General features: G+C 62.5%; 13 protein-coding genes. 3 read left to right on the top strand and 10 right to left on the bottom strand.

What is annotated here, in order from left to right; all coding sequences use genetic code 11:
* Nucleotides 1–22 precede the first annotated feature (22 nt).
* Nucleotides 23–922, top strand: coding sequence for an alpha/beta hydrolase (locus J5N58_RS02260; protein ID WP_244709672.1), 900 nt, complete (start codon nucleotides 23–25; stop codon nucleotides 920–922).
* Between the two features lie 2 nt (nucleotides 923–924).
* Here J5N58_RS02260 and J5N58_RS02255 read toward each other — a convergent pair whose 3' ends face one another.
* Nucleotides 925–2262: an MFS transporter gene (locus J5N58_RS02255; RefSeq protein ID WP_244709452.1), complete on the bottom strand. Its 1338-nt coding sequence runs from the start codon at nucleotides 2260–2262 to the stop codon at nucleotides 925–927.
* A gap of 127 nt (nucleotides 2263–2389) precedes the next feature.
* Between J5N58_RS02255 and J5N58_RS02250 the strand changes: the two genes are divergently transcribed.
* Nucleotides 2390–2824: an ACT domain-containing protein gene (locus J5N58_RS02250; protein WP_244709450.1), complete on the top strand. Its 435-nt coding sequence runs from the start codon at nucleotides 2390–2392 to the stop codon at nucleotides 2822–2824.
* A 59-nt stretch (nucleotides 2825–2883) separates the two neighbouring features.
* Here J5N58_RS02250 and J5N58_RS02245 read toward each other — a convergent pair whose 3' ends face one another.
* Genes J5N58_RS02245 through J5N58_RS02235 form a run of 3 tightly spaced genes read right to left on the bottom strand, consistent with a single transcriptional unit; the run spans nucleotide 2884 to nucleotide 7600 of the window.
* A complete protein-coding gene (locus tag J5N58_RS02245; protein ID WP_113439097.1) occupies nucleotides 2884–3927 on the bottom strand; it encodes a zinc-dependent alcohol dehydrogenase family protein in 1044 nt (347 codons plus the stop codon).
* Between the two features lie 59 nt (nucleotides 3928–3986).
* Nucleotides 3987–5987, bottom strand: coding sequence for a CocE/NonD family hydrolase (locus J5N58_RS02240; protein ID WP_244709448.1), 2001 nt, complete (start codon nucleotides 5985–5987; stop codon nucleotides 3987–3989).
* A gap of 23 nt (nucleotides 5988–6010) precedes the next feature.
* Nucleotides 6011–7600 (bottom strand): ABC transporter substrate-binding protein, encoded by a 1590-nt coding sequence (locus J5N58_RS02235; protein ID WP_112827958.1) that lies wholly within the window; start codon nucleotides 7598–7600, stop codon nucleotides 6011–6013.
* A 137-nt stretch (nucleotides 7601–7737) separates the two neighbouring features.
* On the opposite strand from J5N58_RS02235, the gene J5N58_RS02230 reads away from it, so the two are divergent.
* Nucleotides 7738–8526, top strand: coding sequence for a helix-turn-helix domain-containing protein (locus J5N58_RS02230; RefSeq protein ID WP_112828244.1), 789 nt, complete (start codon nucleotides 7738–7740; stop codon nucleotides 8524–8526).
* 39 nt (nucleotides 8527–8565) lie between these two features.
* On the opposite strand, the gene J5N58_RS02225 is transcribed toward J5N58_RS02230, so the two are convergent.
* From J5N58_RS02225 to J5N58_RS02200, 6 genes are all read right to left on the bottom strand, one after another.
* Nucleotides 8566–9714: an acyltransferase family protein gene (locus J5N58_RS02225; RefSeq protein WP_244709446.1), complete on the bottom strand. Its 1149-nt coding sequence runs from the start codon at nucleotides 9712–9714 to the stop codon at nucleotides 8566–8568.
* A gap of 193 nt (nucleotides 9715–9907) precedes the next feature.
* Nucleotides 9908–11539 (bottom strand): ABC transporter ATP-binding protein, encoded by a 1632-nt coding sequence (locus tag J5N58_RS02220; RefSeq protein ID WP_112827960.1) that lies wholly within the window; start codon nucleotides 11537–11539, stop codon nucleotides 9908–9910.
* Complete coding sequence (locus J5N58_RS02215; protein WP_112827961.1) at nucleotides 11532–12359, bottom strand: ABC transporter permease; 828 nt, start codon at nucleotides 12357–12359, stop codon at nucleotides 11532–11534. Before J5N58_RS02215 ends, J5N58_RS02220 begins: the two co-directional genes overlap by 8 nt.
* Nucleotides 12356–13360 carry an ABC transporter permease gene (locus J5N58_RS02210; protein ID WP_113443544.1) on the bottom strand — a complete coding sequence of 335 codons (1005 nt, stop codon included), beginning with the start codon at nucleotides 13358–13360 and terminating at the stop codon, nucleotides 12356–12358. The genes J5N58_RS02215 and J5N58_RS02210 overlap by 4 nt, the downstream gene beginning before the upstream one ends.
* A 108-nt stretch (nucleotides 13361–13468) precedes the next feature.
* Nucleotides 13469–15058 (bottom strand): ABC transporter substrate-binding protein, encoded by a 1590-nt coding sequence (locus J5N58_RS02205; RefSeq protein WP_112827963.1) that lies wholly within the window; start codon nucleotides 15056–15058, stop codon nucleotides 13469–13471.
* 120 nt (nucleotides 15059–15178) lie between these two features.
* Nucleotides 15179–15961, bottom strand: a complete 783-nt coding sequence (locus J5N58_RS02200) for a carnitinyl-CoA dehydratase (protein ID WP_113443543.1) — start codon at nucleotides 15959–15961, stop codon at nucleotides 15179–15181.

Raw genomic sequence — 15961 nt, 5'->3', positions numbered from 1 at the left:
GGGAGACAGAGCGATGAAACCCATGCCGACGGAACCGGGCATTCTCGCCTTTCTCGAAAGGTGCGACAACTTCTATCCGCCTGACGCTGTCGACGCCCCGATCGGACAGCAACGCCTCTGGTACAACGCTTTGTGCGCCGAATTCTCCCCCGCGCCGCCGGAGGGGCTTGTGAAGCTGGACGGAGAGGTGGCCGGCGTGCCGGTGCGTCTCTATCGGCCGGCGCAGCTGAAGACTGCCGTGAGGCTGGTTTATATCCATGGCGGCGGTTTCGTGGTCGGCTCGCTCGAAAGCCATGATGCCATCTGCGCCGAAATTGCGGATCGCGTCGGGGCAGAACTCACCGCGATCGACTATCGGCTGGCGCCGGAGCATGTCTGGCCGGCGCAGCATGAGGATTGTCAGGCTGTGCTCGATGCGCTGATCGCCGACGGAGACCGGTTGGTGCTGATCGGCGACAGCGCCGGCGGCAATCTTGTCGCCGGCCTTGCTCTCCGGGCGCGGGACGAGGGCAGGACGGCGCAGATCCTCGGGCAGGCGCTGGTCTATCCGGGGCTCGGCGGTGACCTCATTACCGGCTCCTATGCCGAAATGAGCGACGCCCCCGGCCTTTCGACCGCCGATGTCCGATATTATCGGGAGGTGCTGCAGGCGCCCGAGGACGATGCGGTCGCTTTTCCGTTGCGGGCGAAGAGCTTTGCCGGTCTGCCGCCGACCTACGTGACAGCAGCACATTTCGACCCGCTCCGGGATGACGGCCGGCTTTATGCGATGCGGCTTGCCGAAGCCGGGGTTGAAGTGTGGTTTCGCGAGGAGCCGCAGATGGTGCATGCCTGGCTGCGCGCCCGCCATATGAGCAAGGGCGCCGAAGATGGCTTCGGTGCCCTTTGTTTCGCCGTATCCCGGCTGGCGGAAACGATCTGATATCAGGCCGCGACGAGGAGAGGCTTTTCCTGTTCTGCGCCGTGCGCCTCGACCTTGTCACCGTGGATGAGCAGATAGATGCCTATGGCGAAGGCAAGAGCCGCCACGAACAGCAGATACCATGCATGGGCCATGGGGTTGACGGCGAGCATGGTGGTGACCGCGATCGGCGTCAGTCCGCCGAAGACGGCATAGGAAATGTTGTAGGAAAACGACAGGCCGGAGAAACGGACCGGAGCCGGGAAGGCGCGCACCATGACGTAGGGCACCGCGCCGACCATGCCGACCGCAAGACCCATCACGGCATAGAGCGCGAAGAGAACTTCGAGCGAGGTTGCGGCGTAGGTGTAGAAGGCGAAGGTTGCGGCAGCAAAGAAGATGCTGCCGAAGGTGAAGAAAAGTCCGCTGCCGATACGGTCGATGATGGCTCCAGCGGCGACCACGCCGATCATCAGGAAGAGCGTTCCGAAAGAGGTCGCAGCCAGGGCCTCGCGGGCGGTGTAGCCGTAGAGCTTCTGCAGGAAGGTCGCCGTCATTAGCGTGGTGACGACGATTGCGGCGGACAGAACCCAGGTCAGCAGAGCCGAGATGATGACCGCGCGCGGATGATCGCGCAGCACGGCCTTGAGCGGCAGGCCGGCCGAGAGCGCGTTGCTGCGCTTCATTTCGGCGAAGACGGGCGTCTCCTCGAGCCAGCGGCGAAGATAGACCGCGATCAGGCCGAAGATGCCGCCAAGCAGGAAGGGGATGCGCCAGGCATAGGACGCCACTTCATCGGGGAGGAAGACGGTGTTTATCAGCGTGGCGATCATCGATCCCAGAAGGATGCCGAGCGACAGACCTGATGTCAGGATGCCGCAGGCCAGACCGGTGCGGCGGGCGGGTACATGCTCGGCCACGAAGGTCCAGGCTCCGGGAACCTCGCCGCCGATTGCCGCGCCCTGCAGCATGCGCAGGACGATGAGCAGAACGGGTGCGGCCACGCCTATGCTCTCATAGGTCGGCATGAGCGCCATGCCGAGCGTCGAGAGCGCCATCAGCAGGATGGAGAAGGCGAAAACGCGCTTGCGGCCGAAACGGTCCCCGAAATGAGCGAGAACGATGCCTCCGAGCGGGCGAACCAGATAACCGGCGGCGAAGATGCCGAAGGTCTGGATCAGAACCAGCCAGTCCGGCATGCCCTCGGGAAAGAACAGCTTGCCGATCACCGTTGCAAAGAAGACGAAGATGATGAAATCATAAAATTCGAGAGCGCCACCGAGTGCGGAGAGGCCAAGCGTCTTGTAGTCGCGGTCGTCGAGGGGGCGGGAAGCGGTATGCGTCAAGGGGAGGGAGGTCATATGGGAGGCGTCCTGAAATACGGCGCGTCCGGTGCGCCGGGCCGGGAATGCGGCAAAGCGGATGGCATTGCAAGTCATTTCATCGGCGAATCGGGTCTGAATGCCTTGAGAATACGGGGAAGCGCAGATGAGTAGCGGCATCGTCGATCCGGCACGACTGCTGGCGGAGATGGAGCCGCGGCTTGCGCCCGGCCTCTTCGTCTTCATTCATCTGGCGCCGGGGCATGGCCTGGACCTTGGCTTGCTCGATCCGCTCGGAACCTTCCGGGAGAAAGAGGGGCTGACGCTGATCCTCTCCGACGACAAGGCCAGGGCTCACGGACTGATCGAGGCAATGCCGATGCGACAGATCACGCTCGACGTGCATTCATCTCTGGAAGCCGTCGGCCTGACTGCCGCAGTCTCCGGCGAACTGGCGCGCAACGGTATTGCCGCGAATGTGGTCGCGGCCTTTCATCACGACCACATCTTCGTGCCGGCTGCCGATGCCGAGAAGGCATTGCGCCTGCTGCAGGAACTCAGTGCCGGAAGCAGGCAGAACGAGACGCGGATGTTTTCGTAAGGCGGCTTTTCCCGACATGTTTGCGAGCCCGCGCCGGCGGCGCGCTGCGGACGGCGTTTCTACTCGAAACGGTCGATGATGGTGATGCCGCTTTCGGCGAAACGGTCCATCGCCATGAGGGCCGGAACGGCCTCCGTCAGGGATATGTGGCGCCCGATAAGCTGCTGGGGCTTCAGCGTGCCGGCTCCGATCATCGCGAGCATGGCGTCATAGCGCCAGGATTGCATGCCGTGACTACCGTAGATTTCCAGTTCATGGGCGATGACCCGGTCCATCGGCAGTTGCGGTGTGGCGTGGTCGGCGAGCATCAGTCCGACCTGTACGTGGCGGCCGCGCCGGCGCAGGTTGACGATCGAGTTGCAGCATGTCGAAGGGTGGCCCAGCGCATCGATGGAAACGTGAACGCCGCCGCCGGTTGCGTCGCGCACGGCAACGGCGACGTCCGTCTCGCGCGTTGAATTGATCGCGACGGATGCGCCAAGCGAGCGGGCGAGCGCCAGCTTTTCTTCGGAGATGTCGACGGCAACGACGTTGGCGCCGAGCGCCTTGCCGATCATGATGGCGGAAAGGCCGACGCCGCCGCAGCCGTGCACGGCCAGCCACTCGCCGCCCTTGAGGCGTCCCTGATCGACGACCGCACGGAACGAGGTTGCGAAGCGGCAGCCGAGGCTTGCCGCCGTCGCATCGTCGATCGCGTCGGGAAGCTTCACGAGATTGTGGTCTGCGTAGTCGAGCGCCATGAATTCGGCATAGCTGCCCCAATGGGTGAAGCCGGGCTGGAACTGTTCCTCGCAGACCTGGCTGTTGCCCGATTTGCATTCGAAGCAATGGCCACAGCCGGAGACAAACGGAACGGTCACGCGGTCGCCGACCTTGAAGCGTTTCACCTCCGGGCCAACGGCCTCGACCACACCGGCAAATTCATGGCCGGGAACATGCGGCAGTCCGATATCCGGATCGTGTCCCATCCAGCCGTGCCAGTCGCTGCGGCAAAGGCCCGTCGCCGTGATCCGGAGGACGACCCCCGCAGGCGGCGGTGAAGGGTCCGGAACCTCGATCACTTCCGGGGCTTCGCCAAAACGCTCGTAGAACATCGCCTTCATGACACTCTCCTTCAGACTCGCCGCCGACATTTCGGCGGCGGGCTATCAAAGCACGCCGATCACATGAAATCACGTGCGATACGGCGCTCGAAGTGTCGCTCGAAGGCAAGGGTCTCGCCTTCGTGGGCCGTGACGTGCGCCCCGATCACCCATTCGGTCTCGGTGCAGGTCATGGTCGTGGTCGCGACCGAGCGAACCGTCCAGCCGGGACGGACCATATCGCAGGTCCAGGTCGAGGTTCCCGCCATGGACAGCGGATCGCCTGGGGTGATCGACCAGGCTTCCTCGCGGATCTGGCGGGTGGAAAGGCCGGTGTCGGGATGTTCTGAAAGTCCTGTATCCTCCAGAATGTAGTAGGTCGTGCTGTTGCCGGAGAGATCGCGCAGTACCTGCCGCTGGGTCTCACCCGGTTCATGGGTGATGTAAGTCGGCAGAGGGTCCGGATTGTCCGGCTCCTTCACCGCGATTTCGTCATGCGCACCAAGGAGGGGAAGGGCGAGCGACAGGCTTGCCGCATCGATGGTGAGGCCGGGATCGAAGGGCGCCGGCAGAACCATCGGCCAGTAGGCGGTCGAAAGCGCAAGGCGGATTCTGTGACCCGTCCGGAAACGGTAACCGCAGGCGTCGAGCGTGACGGTTACCTTGACCTTCTTGCCATGCGGCATGGCCTTCGGTTCGGCATTGCTCTCACGATGCGCCAGATTGAGGACGCCGAAGGAGACGCGATAGGCGGTGCCGTCGGGATGGACATCGACGACGCGGGCAATCAGGTTCGCCCAGTCCGCATCGCAGGCCACTTCCAGCGTGACGACGGGGCGGCCGAGATAATCGACATCCTGCGTGAGCGGTGCGGTCTCGAAGCAGAGGGAGCCGGCGTCATCGCCGCGCTGGTCGAGCGCCAGTTCGGCATCCGGCTTCAGGGTGAACCACTCGCCCGAGGCTGTGCCGGTATCGAGCGGCGATTTCAGGAAGACGTCGGTTGCAGCCGTGCCTGCCGGCTTGCCGGTGACGAGCGCTCCGTGGGTATCGACCGCGAAGGACTGGTATTCCGGCTCGCTCCATGCAGCCTTGGCAATCCAGCGGCCGGGGTCGACGTCGCGGCGCGGAGCGGGGCGGATGCCGTCCATGATGTAGGCTCGCACCTGCGGCGTATCCTCGATACCGTTCGCTTCGTCACGCAGCCAGCGGTTCCACCAGCGGATTGCCTCGCCGAGAAAATCGGCGCGCGGCTTCGGCCAGGCGAAATGCGGATATTTGTGGACCCAGGGGCCGATCAACGCCTTGGCCTTGCCGCCCAAGCCTTCCGCGGCCTTGAGCGGCGTGTTGCGATAGCCGTCGGCCCAGCCGGCAATCACCAGCGCGGGCACCTGGAAAGCGGAAAAGTCTTCACAGATCGAGCCGTGTTTCCAGAAGTCGTCACGGCGCTGGTGCGAGAGCCATTCCTCCATGAAGAAGGGTTCGTTTTCCAGCCGTTCGAGCCACATTTCCTTCCAGCGGTCGCCAACGAGCGCCGGGTCCGGGGAGCGGGACTGGTAGCCCTGCATGGTTGCTGCCCAGGAAAGCTGGGCCGAGAGATGGCAACCGTCCTTGTAGTGGATATCGTCGTTGTAGCGATCGGTGGTGGATGCGATCGAAATGACCGCCTTCAGGGCAGGCGGCCGCATCGCCGCCACCTGCAGGCAGTTGAAGCCGCCCCAGGAGATGCCCATCATGCCGACCGAGCCGTTCGACCACGGCTGTTCGGCGATCCAGGCGATGAGTTCGCAGGCGTTGGCGAGCTCGAGCGGAGTGTATTCGCCGTCGATGACGCCATCCGATTCACCGGAGCCGCGGATGTCGACGCGGACGCCGGCAATGCCGGCCTCCGCGAAGGACGGATAGGTCGACTCGTCGCGCAGGCAGGTTCCGTCGCGCTTGCGGTAGGGCAGGAACTCGAAAACCGCCGGCACGGGATCGGCTTCCGCCCCGTCCGGCATCCAGATGCGGGCGGCAAGACGTGTGCCGTCCTTCAGGACGATCCACTGGTTCTCGATGACTTGGAAGGGGCGTGTGCCTGGCATGATGGGCTTCCTATCCTGCGTTTTCAGGCGTCGAACCAGACGCGGCTACCGATATAGCCGTTCGACATGTCATTGCCGATATCATCGACGAAGCCCTTGAGCGTGTTCGAAGACGCCATGATGTAGTCGTTGAACACCGGCAGGATGAGGCCGCCTTCGTCGCGAACCATCAGCGCCATGCTGTGGTAGAGTGCCTTGCGCTTGGTGTCGTCGAGCTCGGAGCGAGCCTCGAGCAGCATCTTGTCGAAATCCTCGCGCTTGAAACGGGTGTCATTCCATTCCGCCGTCGAGAGATAGGAGGTGGAGTAGCGGGAATCCTGCGTCGGACGGCCGCCCCAGTAGGATGCGCAGAAGGGCTGCGCGTTCCAGACATTCGTCCAGTAGCCGTCTTCCGGCTCACGCTTTACCTCGATCTCGATGCCCGCCTTCTTGGCGCTTTCCTGGAAGAGGATTGCCGCATCCACGGCACCGGGGAAGGCCGCATCGGACGTGCGCAGCAGGACCGGGCGGTCGAGGCCGGACTTCTTGAAGTGGAAGGCTGCCTTGTCCGGGTCGTACATGCGCTGCTCGATGTTTTCCGGGGCCAGAGCGTAGTTGCCGTTCACTGGATAATCGTTGCCGAGCGTGCCGAAGCCGCCGAGAACCTGATCGAGGATCGCCTGACGGTCGACGGCGTATTTCAGGGCGAGACGCAGGTCGTTATTGTCGAAAGGTGCCGTGTCGCAATGCATCAGGAAGCTGTAGAAGCCCTTGCCCGAGCTGCGCACGATCTCGACCTTCGGCGCACGCTTCAGGAGCGGCACGGTCTTCGGATCGACGGTATTGATGAAATGGACCTGACCCGAGGACAGAGCGGCGATACGGGCGGTTGCATCGTTCATGACGATGATTTCGACGCTCTCGACATAACCGCGGTCGGAGCGCCAGTCGCTTGCGTTCTTCTCGAAGGTTGCGCGGACGCCTGGCTCGAAACTCCTCAGCACATAGGGACCGGTGCCGATGGCGGCGGCCGGGTTTTCTACGCCACCCTTGGGCTGGATAATCAGATGGTAGTCCGTCAGCATCAGCGGCAGGTCGGCATTGCCTTCCTTGAGCGTCAGGACGAGATCGCCGGCTTTTTCCTCGATCGCGGTGATGGAGGAGAGCAGGCCGAGTGCGCCGGACTTGGAATTTGCGTCGGAATGGCGCTTCAGTGTGGCGACGATGTCGGAGACAGTCATCTTGCTGCCGTCATGGAAAGCAACGTCGCTGCGGATCTTGAAGGTCCAGACGGAGGCGTCGGCGGAAGGCTCCCAGGAGGTGGCAAGCGCGGGCAGCGGCGCGCCGGTCTTCGGATCCGACTCGACGAGGGTATCGCCCCAGAGACGGCCGATCACAAAGAGCACCGAGGCGCTGTAGCTGGCGGGATCGAGAACGTCGCTGGTCGCGCCGCCCTTGAGGCCGAGCTTGAGATGGCCGCCGCGTTTGGCTTCCTGTGCCCGCGCGGATTGGGGAAGAAGGCCGCCGCCGAGGGCTGCAAGGCCGCCAAGGGCTGCCGTGCCGCCGAGGAAAGCGCGGCGGTTGACGCTCATCGGCAGGATAAGGCCGTTGGTGTTTCTGGTGAATTCGGACATGGTCGGTTCCCCTATTTGTTTCAAAATCCGGGGCTGACCGTATCGCGGCAAATGCGGCGCGCAATTTCGCTATCTGACGCTCTTTTATGCTGGTTTACGCTATCTATTCCGTGCTGAAATAGCGCATGGAATCGAAAATGGATGCCTTTGTCGAAAACCTCAGGACGGCCTGCGCAACGCGGCACTCGATCTCGCAGGTCTGCCGGGAGATCGGGATCAACCGTCAGCAATTCAATCGCTACATCAATGGCGAGGCGAAGCCGTCTGCCCATAATCTGGCGCGGATCGCCACGTTCTTCGGCCTGACGCCGGCCGATTTTCAGCTCCCGGAGCACTCCTTCGGGCAGAAGCTTCATAGGCCTTCACTCGGGGGAGCGGAGGGCGTCGCCGATGTTTTCCAGGGGTTCCCGGGCGATATCGCAGCGCTAAGACGGCATGTTGGATATTATCAGACGTATCACCTGTCGCTCTCTTGGCCGGGGCTGGTGGTCTGCTCCTACAGCAGGCTTTACGAGGAGGACGGGTTGATCCGCGTTCGCTCGGTGGAGCGCATACGCGATGCCGAGCGGGAGATCCTGCAATTTTCGAAATATGTCGGGCTGGCGGCCTTCTGGCGGAACCGCATCTTCATTACCGAGCGCAATATCGGCCGTAACACAATGCTTTCGCAAACGATCCTGATGCCGTTCGAAGCGCATCAGCGGGTCTACCTGCGCGGCACGACGATGGGAGTGTCCTGGCGAAAGGAAAACCTGCCTTATGCGTCGCGGATGATCTGGCGCTATATCGGACGGGAGCCGGACATTCGTCAGGTGCTGTCGCGCTGCGGTGTTCTGCCGCTTGCGTCGCGGCATTTGCCGCCGACGGTTCGAGCGTTTCTCGAAGATCCGTCGGCGGAGATCCTGACCGTGCCGACGGAATATTGAGACGGATGGTACCGATGCCGAAGGTTTCGGCGCCCGGTTTCAGGAAACCCCGCTCGATTGCCTGACCTTGCCGGTTTCTGGAGCCAAAGCGGCGCCGAGGCGACGACCAAGCGCCATGGAGGGGACCTCCACGCTTTTGTAGGCCAATGCAGCGACCGGCACGATTATCGCAATCGCTGCCGCGATAATCAGCGCGGGATGAATTTCGCCGTAGAACCAGCGGAACAGGAACAGCAGGATGGGAAGATGGAACAGGTAGAGGCTGTAGGAAATCCGGCCAAGCCACTGGCATCCGTCATGTTCCAGCGCTGTGCGAAAACCGTTGTTTTCAAGGGCTGCGGCGATGACCATGACGGAGGCCAGTCCGTATAGAAGCTCCGCTCCCGGCAGGCCGGGCGGCACTGCGAAAAGGGTGAACGCAAGCGCCAGGCCACTCCACAATGCGGGACGGCTAAGGGTCGACACGATGTCCGTAATTCGTGTGCGGTCGATCGCCATCTGCGCGCCGAGGGCGAAGAACAGCGTATAGATGGCCGTATCGAGCAGCGACCGTGTCAGCGGGTCCGGCTTGAACAGCATGATGATCGCGCTGGCGAGAAGCCAGACAATGAAAAAGACCGGCAATGCGATCCGCCGGGCGCGGAGGAGGAAAAGTGCGATCAGGGGAAAGAACAGCGAAATCCGCATTTCGTGCACCAGGCTCCACATGACGTTGTTGAGGTCCATGGTGGATTGCGTGCCGAGCATCAGAAGGTGGCTGAGGATGAGCCTGATGGTGACCGGTTCTGTCCAGGATTTCATGTTGAACCAGTCGCTGAGGCCCTGGATCGGCCCTGCCGGCGACAGCGATGCGAGCACAGCGGCAAAGGCGATGGAGGCGGCGAAGGGGATATAAATCCGGCAGAAGCGCTTCACCAGATAGCTCGGATAGGGCGTGCTTCGACCGACCGCAAAGGGCAGGGCCAGCACGAAGCCGCTCAAGGCGAAGAAAAGAATAACGGCGGGCCTTCCGCCGACGATGGTGCGCAGCGGCGAATATCGCAGATACGTGACCGGGTCCAGCCAGACCGACAGGCTGGAAAGATCGATCGGTACGATCGCCTGCGGAAAAGTGAGGAAGATATGGTGAAGAACGACCGTCAGAGCCGCAATTCCCCGAAGGGAGTCGAGTGAGGTAAACCGCATCATTTCGATCGATGCTCCGGGAAAATGAACGCGCTGCTGCGCAAATAAATAGATAAGAGTGTCTGCAATTATTACTTTTGATTGTATAGTATTCCAAAGCGTTGCCGCATTGCAACAAGTATGTGCTGCAACACCTAAGTGAAATCGGTCGGGCGTTCTTCTCTCCCGGCCGGATGGAGGCCGGGCGGCAAACGCTTCAATTTCCGGCGCTTGCCATCTTCCGGGTCGCCAAGGCCTTTTCCAGCCAGCCGATTTCCATTTCGGGGACGGATTTCAGCAGCAGGTCCGTATAATCGTCGAAAGGAGGCTCCAGCACCTTCGATTTGGGGCCGAAGCGCACCAGCCGGCCTCGATGCATCACGGCGACGCTGTCGGCGATGGCGCGGACGATGGCGATGTCATGGGTGATGAACACGTAGGAAAGCTTGGTTTCCTCTTGCAGGCGCATGAGGAGCTTCAGGATGCCTTCCGCGACCAGCGGATCAAGCGCCGAGGTTGGCTCGTCGCAGAGCAGCAGTTCGGGCTTTGCCGCAAGCGCCCGGGCAATCGCCACGCGCTGCTTCTGGCCGCCTGAAAGCTCTGCGGGGAAGCGATCGACGAAGCCGGAACCCATTTCGATCTGTTCCAGCAGTTCCTTGACCCGGGCCGTCTTCGCCGCTCCATGGAGGCCATAGTAGAAAGTCAGCGGACGGCCGATGATGTCGCGAACGGTCTGGCGCGGGTTCATCGCCGTGTCGGCCATCTGATAGATAAGCTGGATGCGGCGCAGGTCGTCGCGTGCGCGGCCGGAGAGCGCCGGCGGCAGTTGGCGTCCGTCGAAGTTGATACTGCCCTGAAGCGGGGGAAGGAGGCCGGTGATGACGCGGGCGAGCGTCGACTTGCCCGATCCGCTCTCGCCGACGACCGCCAGTGTCTGGCCCTTCGGCAGGTGCAGTGAAACGTCGTGCAGGACCCTGAAGCCATTCGGATAGCCTGCCGTAACGTTCTCGACCTTCAGCAGCGCGCTCGACTGATCGGCGGCCTCGTCCTTCCTTGCCTGTCGGACATTGACCAGGGCGCGAGTATAGTCCTGCCGGGGCTCCTCAATGATCTGCTGCGTCGAACCGTATTCGACAGTCTTTCCGTGGCGCAGGACCATGATATCGTCGGAGATCTGGGCGACCACCGCGAGATCGTGGGTGATATAGAGCGCTGCGGTGTGGGTTTCCTCGATAGCGTGCTTGATCGCGGCAAGGACATCGATCTGGGTGGTGACATCAAGGGCCGTGGTCGGCTCGTCGAAGACGATCAGTTCGGGGTTCGGGCAGAGCGCCATGGCCGTCATGGCGCGCTGCAACTGGCCGCCGGATACCTGATGCGGATAGCGGTCGCCGAAGTGTTTCGGGTCCGGTAGGCCGAGCACCCCGAAGAGGTAGACGGCGCGGGCGCGGGCTTCCTCGACGGTCATCAGCCCGTGGGTGAGCGTTGCCTCGATCACCTGGTCGCCGAGCTTGTGGGCCGGGTTGAAGGCGGCGGCGGCGGACTGCGCCACATAACAGACGCGCGCGCCGCGCACCTTGCGGATGCCGCCCTTGTCGAGCGCCAGGATGTTTTCGCCGTCCAGCAGCACTTCGCCGCCGGTGATGCGCACGCCGCCGCGGCCATAGGCGAGTGCCGACAGGCCGATGGTGGACTTGCCGGCGCCGGACTCGCCGATCAGGCCGAGAACCTTGCCCTTTTGCAGGTCGAAGGAGACGCCTTCGACGATGGTGACGTTCTTCGGCGGCTCGCCCGGCGGATAGCTGGTGGCTTCGATCTTGAGATTGCGGACGGAAAGAAGTTCAGGCATCGCCGCGGCCTCCCTTCAGGCTGGAGGTTCGTTTCAGCAGCCAGTCGACCACCAGGTTGACGCAGACGGCAAGGGCGGCAATGGCCGAGCCCGGCACGAGGGCTGCGGAAATGCCGAAAATGATGCCGTCCTTGTTGTCCTTCACCATGCCGCCCCAGTCGGCGGCCGGCGGCTGGATGCCAAGGCCGAGGAAGGAGAGGGTGGAGAGGAACAGGATGGAGAAGGCGAAGCGCAGGCCGAATTCGGCCAGAAGCGGCGAAAGCGTGTTGGGCAGGATTTCCCGGAAGATGATCCATAGCGTGCCTTCGCCGCGAAGTCTTGCCGCTTCCACGAATTCCATCACCGCGACATCGAGCGCCACGGCGCGGCCGAGGCGGTAGACGCGGGTCGAGTCGAGGACCGCCATGACGAGGATCAGGACAAAAAGGTTCTGCGGCAGGACGGCCAGAACGACCAGTGCGAAGATCAGCGTCGGGATCGACATCATCAGGTCGTTGAAGCGCGATAGCGTCTGATCGATCAGGCCGCGCGAGACCGCCGCCGTAAAGCTCAGGAAGATACCGAGCGAGAAGGACAGGACGGTTGCGGCAAGCGCCACGAAAAGTGTCGTGCGGGCGCCATAGATCATGCGGGACAGGAGGTCGCGGCCGAGATTGTCGGTGCCGAGCAGATAGGAGCCGCCTATCGGTTCCCATACGCCGCCGACGATGTCGCGTTCGCCGAACGGGGCGATATAGGGCGCGAAGATGGCACAGACGAAAGCCGTGAGGATGCCGAGAATGCCGACCCAGGCGCTAACAGGGATATCTCTCAGCCTCATCGGGGATGCCTCAGTCTCGGATTGGCGATGATCGCGATGATATCGGCCAGCATGTTCAGGAAGATGTAGACGGCGGCGAAGATCAGGCCGCAGGCCTGCACGACGGGCATGTCGCGGACGGTCACGGCGTCAACCATGTACTGGCCCATGCCGGGATAGACGAAGACCACCTCGACCACGACCACGCCGACCACGAGATAGGCAAGGTTGAGCGCCACGACGTTGACGATCGGGGCGAGCGCGTTGGGCGCTGCATGCCTTACGATGGCGCGGAAGGCGGAAAGGCCCTTGAGTTCCGCGGTTTCCATATAGGCCGAAGACATGACCGACAGGATAGCGGCGCGGGTCATGCGCATCATATGGGCGAGAACGACGAGAACGAGTGTTGCCGTCGGCAGCGCCATGGCCTGCAGCCGTTCGGATATGGTCATGCCGTCATGCACGGTCGCGGGGAAGGTGGCGATGCCGAAGTTGATGGCGAAGAACAGGATCAGCAGGTAGCCGATGAAGAATTCGGGAAGCGAGATCGCAGCCAGGGACACGATGTTGATGATGCGGTCCGGCATCCGGTTGCGGAAATGCACAGCCAGCATGCCGAGACCTACGGCCAGCGGCACGGATATCGCCGCCGCCAGTCCCGCAAGCGCCAGCGAATTGCCCAAGCGCTTGCCGATCTGCTCCGTCACGGAATTGCGGCTTGCCCAAGAGGTACCGAAATCGCCATGCAGCGCGTTGCCGAGCCATTCGAAATATCGGGCGACGATGGGACGGTCGAGGCCGAGTTCCGAACGGATGTTGGCAACGGCCTGCGGCGTGGCCGACTGGCCGAGATAGGTCGTCGCGAAATCGCCCGGCAGCGCTTCGACACCGCCATAGATCAACATGGATACGGCGATCAGCAGGCCGAGACTGAGGAGGAGGCGCTGAAGGATCAGCGCAACCAGCGGATATCGTTCGCGAAATCTGAGTGACGGCGAACCGGCGTCAGGCAAATGGGTCATGGGCTCCGGTATGGCTTTATGAAAAATCGAGCGGGACCCGCAGTCCTGTCGGCGTGCGGATCCCCGTGAAATGTCAGGGGCGCATCATGCGGCCCTGCCTCATTTTCGTCAACTTTCGAGCCAGACGCGGGTGGCGACGTAGCCGTTCGACATGTCGTTGCCGATATCGTGAACGTAGCCCTTCACCTTAGTGCTTGCCGCGTTCACGAAGTCGTTGAACATCGGCAGGATCAGGCCGCCTTCGTCGCGGACCATCATCGCCATCTCGCGATACATTTCCTTGCGCTTGGTCTCGTCGAGTTCCGAGCGGGCCTGCAGCAGGAGTTTGTCGAAGTCCGGACGCAGGAAGCGGGTGTCGTTCCAGTCCGCCGTCGAAAGATAGGCGGTGGAATACATCTGGTCCTGGGTCGGGCGACCGCCCCAGTAGGAGGTGGAGAAGGGCTGGACGTTCCAGACGTTCGACCAGTATCCGTCACCCGGCTCGCGCTTCACTTCGATGTCGATGCCGGCCTTCTTGGCGCTCTGCTGGTAGAGGACCGCCGCATCGACGGCGCCGGGGAACGCGACTTCCGAGGTGCGCAACAGCACCGAGCCGGAATGACCCGACTTCTTGAAGTGGAAAGCCGCCTTGTCGGGATCGTAGGCGCGCTGCTCGATGCCTTCGGGGAAGAGGGCGTAGGTGTTGTTGATCGGGAAGTCGTTGCCGACCTTGCCGTAGCCGCCGAGGATCTTTTCCACCATTGTCTCGCGGTCCATGGCGTATTTCAGCGCAAGCCGCAGATCGTTATTGTCGAACGGCGCGGTGTTGCAGTGCATGATGAAGACGTAGTGGCCGCGGCCGGAGGTGTTGAGGATCTCGACATTCGGGGCGCGCTTCAGGAGCGCCACCGTCTTCGGATCGACGCGGTTGATGTAGTGAACCTGACCTGACGACAGCGCCGCGATGCGGGCGGTGGCATCGTTCATGCCGATGATCTCGATCGAGTCGACATAGCCGCGGTCGGAACGCCAGTCGTTCGGGTTCTTTTCGAAGGTCGCGCGAACGCCGGCCTCGAAGCTCGTCAGCTTGTAGGGGCCGGTGCCGATCGAGGCCAGCGGATCGTCATTGCCGCCATTCGGCTGGATGACGAGGTGGTAGTCGGTGAGGAGCAGCGGCATGTCCGCATTGCCCTCGGTGAGCACGAGAACGAGATTGTCGCCGTCCTTCTTGATTTCCTTGATCGACTTCATCACGCCGAGTGCGCCCGATTCCGACTTTTCGTCGGTGTGGCGCTTGAGCGTGGCGACAACATCGTCGACCGTCAGTTCCTTGCCGTCGTGGAACTGCACGCCCTTGCGGATCTTGAAGGTCCAGGTGGCGGCGTCCGCGGAGGGCTCCCAGCTCTCGGCAAGAGCAGGAACGGCAGCGCCGGTCAGCGGGTCGCTTTCGACCAGCATGTCGCCCCAGCAACGGCCGACGCAGAACATGAACTGGGACAGGAATTTTGCGGGGTCCTTGCTGTCGGTGGCGGAGCCGCCTTCAAGGCCGAGCTTCAGGTGACCGCCCTTCTTGGGTTCCTGGGCTTCGGCGCTGGCGGCGAAAAGGCTGCTTGCGGCCGTAAGCGTCAAGCCTGCGGCCATGGCCCGCCCCATGAATTCACGACGGTTCATGCCGGCGGATGTGACACGACCTGCGAGGTATTTCGTATAATCGTTCATTAGCCTGTTCCTTCTCTGGTTGGTTGGGCGCATCCGGCATGTTGTTTTTGTTCCGTGATGCGGGGACCGTTTCGATGCCGTGGCATCAGGCCGGGTCTCCGAAGGCCTCCCTCGATCTTTCTATCGTCCTTTCCACAGGGGATCGCGCTTTTCCGCGAAGGCGCGGGCGCCTTCGAGCTGATCCTTGCTCGAATAGAGAATATCGACCGTGCGATATTGCCGCTTGGTGATCTTGTTCATCGCGGTCGGAAAGTCCTTGCCCTCGGCATCGCGGACGATTTCCTTGATCGCCGCATAGACCAGCGGCGGGCCGCTTTCGAGCAGACGGGCGAGTTCCCAGGCTCGCTCCATCAGCTTGTCGGCGGGAAGGATTTCGTTGACGAAGCCCCAGCGATGGCCTTCCTGCGCATCGAGCCAGCGGCCCGTCAGCAGCATGTCCATGGCGATGTGATAAGGGATGCGCTTCGGCAGCTTGATCGAGGCGGCGTCCGCCACGGTGCCCGAGCGGATTTCGGGAAGCGCGAAGGTCGCGTGTTCCGCCGCGAGGATAAGATCGGTCGACAAGGCGATCTCGAAACCGCCGCCGCAGCATATGCCGTTGATCGCGGCGATGATCGGCTTGTTGAGGTCGCGCAGTTCCTGCATGCCGCCGAAACCGCCGATGCCATAGTCTCCGTCGACAGCATCGCCGGCGGCGGCGGCTTTGAGATCCCAGCCAGCACAGAAGAATTTCTCACCGGCGGCGGTCACGATGGCGACGCGCAGCTCCGGATCGTCGCGAAAATCGCGGAAAACCTCGCCCATGATGCGGCTGGTCTTCAGGTCGATGGCATTGGCCTTAGGGCGGTCGATGGTGACTTCGAGGATGCCGCCTTCGCGTCTGGTGCGGATGGGGTCGGTCAT

The sequence above is a fragment of the Paenirhizobium cremeum genome (genome assembly GCF_022884085.1).
Lineage (GTDB): Bacteria > Pseudomonadota > Alphaproteobacteria > Rhizobiales > Rhizobiaceae > Allorhizobium > Allorhizobium cremeum.
Note: the sequence above shows the minus strand (reverse complement) of the source record. Positions and strands in the feature narration are given on the sequence as shown.